The organism is Nocardioides zeae, from assembly GCF_030818655.1.
GTDB lineage: Bacteria > Actinomycetota > Actinomycetes > Propionibacteriales > Nocardioidaceae > Nocardioides > Nocardioides zeae_A.
Map to the genome: position 1 here is coordinate 4,034,232 of NZ_JAUTAN010000001.1, position 11,112 is coordinate 4,045,343.

The window sequence follows — 11,112 nt, forward strand, 5'->3', positions numbered from 1 at the left end:
CAGGTGGAACGAGTCTCGTCGCCACGGACGAGGGACCGTCGTGGCCTTCCGGCATCCTAGTCGGCTGTGACCCCCGCGTCGCGCACCGACCGGCGCGCGCACCCGGTGTCGGTGGGGCTCGGTGGGATGTCGGTGCCGACCCGTACCCTGTGCGGGTGCCCGACGTCGCCCTGGTCCGTCGCGCCCGGAAGGTCAACCGGGTGCTCGCGGAGACCTACCCCGACGCGCGCTGCGAGCTCGACTTCGACGACGCGTTCCAGCTGCTCGTGGTGACCGTGCTGTCCGCGCAGACGACGGACAAGCGGGTCAACGGGGTGCGTCCCACCCTGTTCGCGGCCTACCCCGACCCGGCGGCCATGGCCGGCGCCGACCGCGCCCACCTCGAGCAGATCGTCGGCCCGCTCGGCTTCTTCCGCGCCAAGACCGACGCGCTGCTGCGGCTCTCGCAGGCGCTGGTCGAGAAGCACGACGGGCAGGTGCCGGCCCGGCTCGACGACCTCGTCCAGCTGCCCGGCGTCGGCCGCAAGACCGCCAACGTCGTGCTGGGCAACGCGTTCGGCATCCCCGGCATCACCGTCGACACCCACTTCGGTCGGCTCGCTCGGCGCCTCGGCTGGACCGAGCTCACCGACCCGGTGAAGGTCGAGCACGAGATCGGCGCGCTCTTCCCGAAGCGCGACTGGACGATGCTGTCGCACCACCTCATCTGGCACGGCCGCCGTCGCTGCCACGCCAAGCGGCCCGCGTGCGGCGCCTGCCCGGTGGCGCGCTGGTGCCCCTCCTTCGGGGTCGAGGGCCCGACCGACCCGATCGAGGCGCTCAAGCTCGTGCGCACCGAGGGGCGGGCATGAGGTCGGGACGGCGGCGTACGTCGCGGTTCGCCGCCGCCGCGCTCGCGCTCGTGGCGCTGGCGGGGTGCACGTCGGGCGGGGCGGAGGAGGAGAGCGACCCCTTCATGGTGGAGCCGCGGCCCCCCGGGGCGCCCGACATCGACTACGACAGTCCCGCGCTGCAGGAGGCGCGGGCCGCTGCCGGCATCGAGGCCTGCGCTCCCGGTGACCGGACCAGCGGGCCCGCCGTGTTGCCGGAGCTGACGCTGCCCTGCCTGGGTGGCGGGGAGCCGGTCGACCTCAGCACCTTCGAGGGACCGCTGCTCGTCAACGTGTGGGCCAGCTTCTGCGGCCCGTGCCGCCACGAGCTGCCGGCCCTGCAGCAGTTCCACGAGCAGTACGGCGACGAGGTGACCGTGCTCGGCATCGACTACAACGAGACGAGGCCCGACGAGGCCATCGCCCTGCTCGACGAGACGGGCGCGACGTTCCCGCAGCTGATCGACGTCGACCTCGTCCTCGGCACCCAGCGGCCGTTCGTGCCGCTGCGGGAGATCCCGAAGACCGTCGTCGTCGACGCCGACGGCGAGGTCACCGTCCTGCCGCAGAGCTTCGACGACCTGGACGACCTGCTGGACGCGGTGGCCGAGCCGCTGGGTCTCGACCGGTGACCACCACGCGCGAGGACCAGGTCCCCGACTGGCTCCGGCCGGTGACCGACGCGCTCACGGAGATCCGCGCCGAGCACCTCACGGCGTTCACGCCGCCGCCGGGCTCGAGCCCCCGCCAGGGTGCGGTGCTCATGGTGTTCGCCGAGGGCGACCGCGGACCGGAGCTGCTCCTCACCGAGCGGGCCCACGACATGCGGTCCCACCCCGGTCAGGTCTCCTTCCCCGGTGGTTCGCTGGACCCGGGGGAGAACCACGAGCAGGCCGCGCTCCGCGAGGCGTGGGAGGAGATCGGGCTCGATCCCGCCTCCGTCCACGTGGTGGGCCGGCTCCCCGAGCTCTGGCTCCCGCCCAGCAACTTCGCCGTGGTGCCGGTCGTCGCGTGGTGGGCCTCGCCCGGCGCGGTGTCGGTGCGCAGCCCGCAGGAGGTGCACGCCATCCACCGGGTGGCCATCGCGGACCTCGTGGACGCGCGCTGGCGCCGTACGATCCGGGGACCGTCGGGGTGGACCTCCCCGGGTTTCCTCATCGGCGCCGACCACGACGTGGTGCTGTGGGGCTTCACCGGCGGCATCATCGCGCGGCTGCTCGACTTCATCGGGTGGAGCGAGCCGTGGGACGAGTCGTTGACGGCGGAGCTGCCGTCCTACATGTTCTCCGGCGTGGAGCGAGCGAACGACCGACGGGCGGAGCCGCGGGTGCCGCCGATGGCCGACATCGAGGAGACCGACGCGTGAACTGGCTCGACTGGCTGCTCCTGGTGCTGGTGGCGACCTACGCGCTGTCGGGCTACTGGCAGGGCTTCATCACCGGTGCCTTCGCGACCATCGGCCTCCTCGCCGGAGGTGTCGCGGGCATCGTCGTCGCGCCGCTCCTGCTCGGCAACGCGGACCCGGGTCTCGCGGTGTCCCTCGGCGCGCTCTTCATCGTCATCGTGTGCGCGTCGATCGGGCAGGCGAGCTTCCAGTTCTTCGGCGCGATGGCCCGCGACCGCATCACGTGGCAGCCGGCACGCGCCGTGGACGCGGTCGGCGGTGCCGCGCTGAGCGTCGTGGCGGTGCTGCTCGTGGCGTGGGCCCTCGGCGTCGCCGTCGCGGGCACCCGCATCGGCGGCGTGACGGAGGCGGTGCGCGGCTCGGCCGTGCTGAGCCGCGTCGACAGCGTGCTGCCGGGCCAGGCCGACCGCCTCCTGGGCGCGTTCAACAGCGTGGTGGGGTCGTCGTTCTTCCCGCAGTACCTGGAGCCCTTCGCCCCCGAGCGCATCGTCGAGGTCGACCCCGGCGACCCGACCACCCTCAACGAGGTCGGCGTCGTGCAGGCGCAGTCGCGCGTGCTGAAGATCCGCGGTGACAACTCCTGCGGCCGCGGCGTGGAGGGCACGGGGTTCCTGTACGGCGACGACCGCCTCATGACGAACGCGCACGTGGTCGCGGGCGTCGACGAGCCGCGGGTGGAGCTGAACGGCGACTGGGTCGACGCCACGGTGGTGCTCTACGACCCGCAGACGGACGTCGCGGTGCTGGCGCTCGACGACGACGGCCTCCAGCCGCTGGCCTTCGCCGAGGGCGCGGAGGGCGAGAGCGTCGCGATCCTGGGCTACCCGCAGGACGGCCCCTTCGACCAGCAGCCGGCGCGGATCCGCGACGCGCAGCAGCTGCGCTCGCCCGACATCTACGGCAACGACGCGGTCGTGCGCGACGTCTACTCGCTGCGCGGCCTCGTGCGCCCCGGCAACTCGGGCGGTCCGATCGTGAACGCCGGCGGCGAGGTCGTCGGGGTCATCTTCGCGGCGTCGGTGACCGACGCCGACACGGGCTACGCGCTCACCACGGGCCAGGTGGCCGACGCCGCCGCCGAGGGCATCGCCAGCGGCGCCGAGGTCAGCACCGGCGCCTGCGCCAGCTGATCCCGCGTCGAGTTGGGTCGTACGGCGCGGCGTGCGCGTCGAGGTGGGTCGTACGGCGCGGCGTGCGTGTCGAGGTGGGTCGTACGGCGCGGCGTGCGTGTCGAGTTGGGTCGTACGGCGCGGCGTGCGCGTCGAGTTGGGTCGTACGGCGCGGCGTGCGCGCCGAGGTGGGACGAAGTGCGCGAGTCCGTGCCGGAGCCGTCGAGCGTTTCACCCATCTCGACGCCGGTGCCGCGACAGTTCGTCCCATCTCGACGCCGGTGCCGCGACAGTTCGTCCCATCTCGACGCCGGTGCCGCGACAGTTCGTCCCATCTCGACGCCACCACCCCCCGGCAACGTCATGCGCCCCGGAGGTCGGGACCTCCGGGGCGCATGACGTCGTGGAGCGGGGGGAGCGTCAGGCCTTGCCCTTGAGCGCGCCCGGGATCTCCTTGGCCGTGCGGATCGTCCGCTCCGGCGCCCGGACCTTCTTGACCTTCTTGATGCCGAGCAGCACGAACAGCGCCGTGATCACCAGGTAGGCACCCGTCACGATCAGGTAGGCCCAGTGCAGCGCGAGCCCGTCGCCGTTCCAGTGGATGAGGTAGACGAACGCCAGCGACAGCAGGATCACGGCGAGCATCGCCACGAACCCGGCCACCACGAAGAAGGCGATGCCGACGCCGCCGAACTTCACGGAGACCTTGAGCTCGGTCTTCGCGAGCTCGATCTCCTTCTTGACCAGGGTCGAGATGTCGCGGCTCGCGTCGGCGACGAGCTGGCCGATGGTGGGCTCGTCGTCCTTGACCGGCTGGGTCGTCATGGGCATCCCTCTGCAGGTGGCTCTCGGTGGGTCGTCTCGGGCGGTCCGGGACCGCTGCGGCGACCCTACAACCCAGGTGTGACCCGGCACCTGCGTGCCGGGCCACACCGCGTCAGTCGCCGCTGCCGGAGGACAGCCCCTTCGAGATCAGGTCCATCACCGACGAGTCCGCCAGCGTGGTGACGTCCCCGACCTCGCGCTTCTCGGCGACGTCGCGGAGCAGGCGGCGCATGATCTTGCCGGACCGCGTCTTGGGCAGCTCGGGCACGACCATGACCTGGCGCGGCTTGGCGATCGGGCCGATCTCCTTCGCGACGTGCGTGCGCAGCTCCTGCACGATGTCGGCGCCGCCGTCGCCCGCCTCCTCGCGCAGGATGACGAAGGCGCAGACCGCCTGGCCGGTGGTGTCGTCGGCGGCACCGACGACGGCCGCCTCGGCGACCTTCGGGTGCGACACGAGGGCCGACTCGATCTCCGTGGTGGAGAGCCGGTGGCCCGACACGTTCATGACGTCGTCGACACGGCCCAGCAGCCAGATGGCGCCGTCCTCGTCGAGCTTCGCCCCGTCGCCGGCGAAGTAGTAGCCGAGGTCCCCGAAGTGGGACCAGTAGGTGTCCTTGTAGCGCTCGTCGTCGCCCCAGATGGTGCGGAGCATCCCGGGCCACGGGGAGGTGACCACGAGCAGCCCGCCCTCGCCGTTGCCGACGGGCTTGCCGTCGTTGTCGACGACGGCGACCTCGATGCCGGGCACCGCGGCCATGGCGGAGCCGGGCTTGGCCTCGGTGACCCCGGGCATCGGCGAGATCATGTGGCCGCCGGTCTCGGTCTGCCACCAGGTGTCGACGATGGGCGCGGAGCCGGCGCCGATGTTCTCGCGGTACCAGACGTAGGCCTCGGGGTTGATCGACTCGCCCACGGAGCCGAGCAGGCGGAGGCTGGAGAGGTCGTACTCCGCCGGGATCTCCTTGCCCCACTTCATGAAGGTGCGGATCGCGGTCGGCGCCGTGTAGAGGATCGTCGCCCCCGTCTGCTGCACGATCTCCCACCAGCGGCCCTTGTGGGGCGAGTCCGGCGTGCCCTCGTACAGCACCTGCGTGGCGGCGTTCGCCGTCGGGCCGTAGACGATGTAGGTGTGCCCGGTGACCCAGCCGATGTCGGCGGTGCACCAGTAGACGTCGGTCTCGGGCTTGTGGTCGAAGGTGCCCCAGAACGTGTAGGCGGCCTGGGTGAGGTAGCCGCCCGACGTGTGGAGGATGCCCTTCGGCTTGCCCGTGGTGCCGGACGTGTACATGACGTAGAGCGGGTGCTCGGCGTCGAACAGCTCGGGCGTGTGCTCCGTGGAGGCGCCGGCGACGACGTCGTCCCACCACACGTCGCGGCCCTCGGCCCAGGAGCCCTCGGGCAGGTCCTGCCCGGTGCGCTTGACGACGAGCACCTTCTCGACGGGGGAGGCGTCGCCGAGCTTCACGAGGGCCTCGTCCACGGCGGGCTTGAGCGCGGAGGGGGCGCCGCGGCGGTAGCCGCCGTCGGAGGTGATGACGGCCTTCGCGCCGAAGCCGTCGATGCGGCTGGCGAGGGCGTCGGAGGAGAAGCCGCCGAAGACCACGGTGTGCGGCGCGCCGAGGCGGGCGCAGGCCAGCATCGCGACCACGGCCTCGGGGATCATCGGCATGTAGATCGCGACGGCGTCACCGGCCGTCACGCCGAGGTCGGTCAGCGCGTTGGCCGCCTGCGACACGAGGTCCTTGAGCTCGGCGTAGGTGATGTCGCGCGTGTCGCCCGGCTCGCCGACGAAGTGGAACGCGACCTTGTCGCCCAGCCCGTTCTCGACGTGGCGGTCGACGCAGTTGTACGCGACGTTGAGCTTGCCGCCCGTGAACCACTTCGCGAAGGGCGGGTTCGACCAGTCCAGCACCTCGGTGAACGGCTCGCCCCAGCTGAGGCGCTCGGCCTGCGTCGCCCAGAAGGCGAGCCGGTCGGCCGCAGCCTCGTCGTACGTCGCCTGCGTGACGTTGGCGGCGGCCGCCAGCTCGGCGGGCGGGGCGAAGCGCCGCTCCTCCTTGAGCAGGTTGGACAGGTTCTCGCTCACGTCTCTCTCCTCGATCGTTCGGTGGCCGGCCGGCCGGGCTTCTCCACAGGTCGTACGTCGCGGTCCGTTCGCCAGCCTAGGACGGGCGCCGGTCCGGACGAGACGTGCGTCACCCTCGTCCGGGCCAGCGTCGTACGTCGTGGGTTGCGCCCGCGTTGCGGACGCAACCCACGACGCGGGGTCAGTGCTGCGCCGCTCCCTCGGCACCCGCGCCGGTGAGGGCGCGGACCTCGAGCTCGGTGTACAGCTCCTCGGCCGCGGTCTCCCGCAGCGTCAGCGTGCCGATGATGCCGAGCAGGAAGCCGACCGGGATGGACACGAGCCCCGGGTTGTTGAGCGGGAAGAGCGCGAAGTCGGCGTTGGGCAGCAGCGACGTCTCCTCGCCCGAGGTGACGGGGGAGAGCAGCACCAGGCCGACGGAGGCGATGAGGCCGCCGTAGATGCTCCAGGTGGCGCCCCGCGTGTTGAAGCGCTTCCAGAACATGTTGAAGAGGATCGACGGCAGGTTCGCCGAGGCGGCGACCGCGAACGCGAGCGCCACGAGGAACGCGATGTTGAGCCGCTGCGCCGGGATGGCCAGGGCGATGGCGATGGCACCGATGACGATCGCCGAGATCTTCGCGACGCGCACCTCCTGCTTCTCCGTCACCTCCTGGTCGCGCTTGAAGACGCCCTTGTAGAGGTCGTGCGCCATCGACGAGGACGACGCGAGCGTCAGGCCGGCGACGACCGCGAGGATCGTGGCGAACGCGACGGCGGCGATGAGGGCCAGGAGCACGGCACCGCCGATGGAGCCCTCGCCTCCGCCGACCTCCTGGGCCAGCAGCGGGGAGGCCAGGTTGCCCGTCGCCCCCGCCTCGTCGGTGTCGATGAGGGCGGCCGCGCCGAAGCCGAGCACCAGCGTCATCAGGTAGAAGGCGCCGATGAGGCCGATCGCCCAGAGCACCGACTTCCGGGCGTCCTGCGCCGTCGGCACCGTGTAGAAGCGGATGAGGATGTGCGGCAGGCCGGCGGTGCCGAGCACGAGCGCGATGCCGAGCGACAGGAAGTCGAGGCGGTCGAGGAACGTGGTGCCGTACTGCAGGCCGGGCTGCAGGAACGCGTCGCCCTGGCCGGAGCGGTCCGCGGCCTCGCCGAGCAGCGCCGAGAGGTTGAAGTCGAACTTGAGCAGCACCAGGAAGACGATCAGCGCGGAGCCGGCCATGAGCAGCACGGCCTTGATGATCTGCACGTAGGTCGTGCCCTTCATGCCGCCGACCGTGACGTAGAAGATCATGAGCGCGCCGACGCCGACGATGACGATGTTCTTGACCGCCTCGCTGTCGACGCCGAGGAGCAGGGCGACGAGCGTGCCGGCGCCGACCATCTGCGCGAGCAGGTAGAAGATCGACACGATGACGGTCGACGTCGCCGCCGCCGTGCGCACGGGCCGTTGCCGCATGCGGAACGCCAGCTGGTCGGCCATCGTGTAGCGACCCGCGTTGCGCAGCATCTCGGCGACGAGGAGCAGGGCCACGAGCCAGGCGACGAGGAAGCCGATCGAGTAGAGGAAGCCGTCGTAGCCGTAGAGCGCGATCGCTCCGGAGATGCCGAGGAACGAGGCGGCCGACATGTAGTCGCCGCCGATCGCGAGGCCGTTCTGGAAGCCCGAGAAGGAGCGGCCGCCGGAGTAGAAGTCGGCGGCGGTCTTGGTCTGCCGGCTCGCCCAGAGCGTGACGCCGATCGTGATCGCGACGACGAAGAGGAAGAGCGACGTGGTGAGGAACTGCTGGTTCATCGGCGGGTCCCCTCGTGGAAGCGCTGCTCGAGGTCCCGCGCGAGCGGGTCGAGGTGGGTGCGGGAGTGGCGCGCGTACAGGAACGCGATGCCGAAGGTGGTGACGAACTGGAGGAGCCCGAAGAGGAGCAGCAGGTTGATGTTGCCGATGACCTTCGTGTTCATGAAGTCGCCGCCCCAGTTCGAGAGCACGACGTAGCTGAGGTACCAGACCAGGAACGCCGCGGTCCACGGCAGAGCACGAACGAGCGGTAGCGCCGGCGCAGCTCGGCGAACTGCTCGGTGTCGTGCAGCTCGCGGTAGATCGGCTCCGACTGCGAGCGGTAGTTCCGCTCGGACGCATCAGACATGGGTCCTCCTTCGGGTGTGAGCGCCGTCACGCTACGAGTGGCGGGGGTCACGCCGGAACGGGCCGGGCCGGGCCGGTCGCCGGGCGGGCGGGCCGCGTCGGCGAACGGTCGTCCACCGGCGACGAACGGTCGGCGGCACGGCGCGCGGCCCGGCACGTGCGGCGGTGCGCCCCGGCGGGTGGGCCGCGGTGACAGGATGGGGGACATGCGGGTCCACCACGCCGTCGCCGGCGTCCTCCGCCCCCGGTTCGCCGCCCGAGCGATCTGCCACGTGCTCGTCGTGGAGCACGAGGCGGGGCTCGTGCTCGTGGACGCCGGGTTCGGCACCGCGGACCTCGCCGACCCCCGCCGGCTCGGTCCGATGGGACGCGCCCTGCGTCCCGACCCCGACCCGAGCACGACCGCCCTGGCGGCCGTGCTCGCGCTCGGCTTCTCGGCGGAGGCGGTGACCCACATCGTGCTCACCCACCTTGACTTCGACCACGCGGGCGGGCTCTCCGACTTCCCGCACGCGGTCGTGCACACGACGGCGGAGGAGTGGGCGGCGGCCACGGTCGCGACCCACGCCCCGGAGCACCTGCGCTACAAGCCGGTGCAGTGGGCGACCACGAGCGACGTCCGCCGCTACGGCGGCGCGGGGGAACCCTGGCGCCACGAGCTGTCGGGGCACGAGGTGCTGCCCGGCATCACCCTCGTGCCGATGGTCGGGCACACCCGCGGGCACGCGATCGTCGCGGTCGAGGGCGACGACGGCCTCGTCGTCCACGCGGGCGACGCCGCCTTCGACGCGAGCGCGTACGGCGCGCGCCACGCCACCACCGGCAAGCCGCTCCGCCGGGTGCCGCCGATGCGGGCGTTCGAGGTGGCGGCGTGCCGCCAGCCGTGGCGGATCCGGGGCAACCACGCCGCGCTCCGGCGGCTGCAGGCGACGGAGGGTGTGACGGTCGTCAACGCCCACGACCCCCGGGTGTTCCCCGGCGAGTCCGAGGCCACGGGGGGGCGCGAGCCCTAGGCCACGGGGAGCTGCAGGGCGAAGATGGCGCCGCCCTCGGGGTGCTTCCGGTACGTCGCGGTGCCGCCCTGCGCCTCGGCGAGGATCCGCACGACGTAGAGACCGAGCCCGGTCCCGGTCGCCACCGAGGTCGCCGGGCGGGAGAACTCCCGGAACAGGTGCGGCTCGAAGTCCTCGGGCACGCCGGGGCCACGGTCGACGACCTCGATGCGCACCGTGCGCCCACCCGTGCCGGGTCGCACGGCGATCCGGACCGGCGCCGCGCCGTACCGGTGCGCGTTGCTGAGGAGGTTCCCCAGCATCTGCTCGAGGCGCAGCGGGTCGGCCCAGGCGGCGGGGACCTCGGAGAGGTCGAGGCCGATTCCCTCGTGACCGCCGAACAGGTCGGTGAGGAGGGCGGGCAGGTCGACGCGGTGCAGGTCGACGTGGAGGGTGCCGCGGTGCACCTGGGTCGCGGTGAACAGGTCCGCGGTGACGCGGTCGAGCTGGGAGACCTGGCGCTTCACGGAGCGGTAGAGCTGCTCCTGGTCGGCCTCGCTCAGGGTCGCGAGGCCCCAGGAGACGGCCTCGACCGCGCCGTCGATGACGGCGATGGGGCCGCGGAGCTCGTGGGCGGCGGTGGCGATGGCGCGGCGCAGCAGGCCGACGTCCTCGGTGGTCGAGTCGAGGTAGACGAAGATCGTCGTCCCGGCGCGGCGCAGGGTGGCGCGCACGGTGCCGGCGTCGACGAGGGCCTCGAAGACGGCGTCGTTCTCGTGGCGGTGGGTGGCGACGTGGTGGGCCAGCCCGGGCGCGGTGAGGCTGAGGAGCGAGCCCACCTCCGGCGAGCCGCCCAGCAGCCGACGGGCGACCGGGTTGGCGGAGCGGATCCGGGGCGAGGCCTCCTCCGTCACCTCGAGCACCCCGAAGGGGGCGTGCTCGAGGGCGGCGGCGGCACCGGTGGACCGGTCCGTGCCCCCGGCCCGCTCGACGGGTGTGGGGCCGGTGCGCACGGGCCGCGCCGTACCCTCCCCGGCCGGTCCCTGGCTGACGGCCACCGGCTGGCTCGGGCGGCGGGTGAGCCCGCTGACCTCCTCGACGTAGGCCAGGATCGCGTGGAGCGAGGTGCCCTTCTGCACGTAGCCGTCGGCGCCGGCGGCGACGGCGCGGGAGGCCATCTGCGTCGCGCCGAAGGCGGACATGGCGATGATCTTGGCGCGGGGGAGCGAGCGGCGGAGCGTCGGCAGGGCCTCGAGACCGTCCATCACCGGCATCGCGATGTCGAGCAGGACGAGGTCGGGCACGGTGCGGCGGGCGACCTCGATGCCGGCGCGACCGTCGGCGGCCTCGCCGACCACCTCGAAGCCGCCACGGGCGAGCACGAGGCGCAGCAGGTTGCGCAGGTCGGCGGTGTCGTCGACGACGACGACGCGGCGGCCGGTGCCGGGGGCCGCGGCGGCGGGCGGGACGGTCGCGTCCGTCCCGACGGGCGCGAGGGGGGTGCTCGGCAGCGGCGCTGGCTCGATCGTGCGCATGGGTGGGGTCCGATCATCCGAGGAGTGGCCCCACTGTCCCGCATCGGGAGGGTTCGCGCAGGCGGTTCGGTGCGGACTCCTCCAGTCCGCTTGCCCGAACGGACAATTTTCCTAGAGTTGAGGGGAATCGACTCAACTCTCGGGTCGTTGCAAGGAACAGACG

At 72.4% G+C, this 11,112-nt stretch carries 10 protein-coding genes; 5 read left to right on the forward strand and 5 right to left on the reverse strand.

The features are described from left to right. Positions 1 to 155: 155 nt before the first annotated feature. The 4 genes from nth to QE405_RS19115 are packed head-to-tail and all read left to right on the forward strand — an operon-like array spanning position 156 to position 3,404. Positions 156 to 851, forward strand: coding sequence for an endonuclease III (nth, locus tag QE405_RS19100; RefSeq protein ID WP_307204223.1), 696 nt, complete (start codon positions 156 to 158; stop codon positions 849 to 851). Continuing rightward, complete coding sequence (locus tag QE405_RS19105; RefSeq protein ID WP_307204225.1) at positions 848 to 1,501, forward strand: TlpA family protein disulfide reductase; 654 nt, start codon at positions 848 to 850, stop codon at positions 1,499 to 1,501. The genes nth and QE405_RS19105 overlap by 4 nt, the downstream gene beginning before the upstream one ends. After that, a complete protein-coding gene (locus tag QE405_RS19110; RefSeq protein WP_307204226.1) occupies positions 1,498 to 2,235 on the forward strand; it encodes an NUDIX hydrolase in 738 nt (245 codons plus the stop codon). Before QE405_RS19105 ends, QE405_RS19110 begins: the two co-directional genes overlap by 4 nt. Beyond that, positions 2,232 to 3,404, forward strand: a complete 1,173-nt coding sequence (locus QE405_RS19115; RefSeq protein WP_307204228.1) for a MarP family serine protease — start codon at positions 2,232 to 2,234, stop codon at positions 3,402 to 3,404. The genes QE405_RS19110 and QE405_RS19115 overlap by 4 nt, the downstream gene beginning before the upstream one ends. A 399-nt stretch (positions 3,405 to 3,803) precedes the next feature. Here QE405_RS19115 and QE405_RS19120 read toward each other — a convergent pair whose 3' ends face one another. The 4 genes from QE405_RS19120 to QE405_RS19135 all read right to left on the reverse strand — a co-directional run bounded on the left by QE405_RS19120 (position 3,804) and on the right by QE405_RS19135 (position 8,265). Further along, positions 3,804 to 4,208: a phage holin family protein gene (locus QE405_RS19120; RefSeq protein ID WP_307204230.1), complete on the reverse strand. Its 405-nt coding sequence runs from the start codon at positions 4,206 to 4,208 to the stop codon at positions 3,804 to 3,806. A 112-nt stretch (positions 4,209 to 4,320) separates the two neighbouring features. Continuing rightward, on the reverse strand, positions 4,321 to 6,297 hold the full coding sequence (gene acs, locus QE405_RS19125) for an acetate--CoA ligase (protein WP_307204232.1): 1,977 nt from the start codon (positions 6,295 to 6,297) through the stop codon (positions 4,321 to 4,323). Between the two features lie 181 nt (positions 6,298 to 6,478). Next, positions 6,479 to 8,074, reverse strand: coding sequence for a solute symporter family protein (locus tag QE405_RS19130; protein WP_307204234.1), 1,596 nt, complete (start codon positions 8,072 to 8,074; stop codon positions 6,479 to 6,481). Further along, entirely contained in the window at positions 8,071 to 8,265 is a 195-nt protein-coding gene (locus QE405_RS19135; RefSeq protein ID WP_307204236.1) for a DUF485 domain-containing protein, read from the reverse strand. Before QE405_RS19135 ends, QE405_RS19130 begins: the two co-directional genes overlap by 4 nt. A gap of 363 nt (positions 8,266 to 8,628) precedes the next feature. Between QE405_RS19135 and QE405_RS19140 the strand changes: the two genes are divergently transcribed. Then, the gene (locus QE405_RS19140; RefSeq protein ID WP_307204238.1) at positions 8,629 to 9,435 is read left to right on the forward strand and encodes an MBL fold metallo-hydrolase; all 807 of its coding nucleotides are present in this window, start codon (positions 8,629 to 8,631) and stop codon (positions 9,433 to 9,435) included. Here QE405_RS19140 and QE405_RS19145 read toward each other — a convergent pair. Further along, positions 9,432 to 10,949: a hybrid sensor histidine kinase/response regulator gene (locus QE405_RS19145; protein ID WP_307204240.1), complete on the reverse strand. Its 1,518-nt coding sequence runs from the start codon at positions 10,947 to 10,949 to the stop codon at positions 9,432 to 9,434. The two genes, QE405_RS19140 and QE405_RS19145, sit on opposite strands and share 4 nt — an antisense overlap. Positions 10,950 to 11,112: the final 163 nt, after the last annotated feature.

Excerpts from the sequence above, each read along its gene's own strand:
- QE405_RS19105 (WP_307204225.1), top strand. The coding sequence starts at position 848 with ATGAGGTCGGGACGGCGGCGTACGTCGCGGTTCGCCGCCGCCGCGCTC.
- QE405_RS19120 (WP_307204230.1), bottom strand. The coding sequence starts at position 4,208 with ATGACGACCCAGCCGGTCAAGGACGACGAGCCCACCATCGGCCAGCTC.
- QE405_RS19130 (WP_307204234.1), bottom strand. The coding sequence starts at position 8,074 with ATGAACCAGCAGTTCCTCACCACGTCGCTCTTCCTCTTCGTCGTCGCG.
- QE405_RS19140 (WP_307204238.1), top strand. The coding sequence starts at position 8,629 with ATGCGGGTCCACCACGCCGTCGCCGGCGTCCTCCGCCCCCGGTTCGCC.
- QE405_RS19145 (WP_307204240.1), bottom strand. The coding sequence starts at position 10,949 with ATGCGCACGATCGAGCCAGCGCCGCTGCCGAGCACCCCCCTCGCGCCC.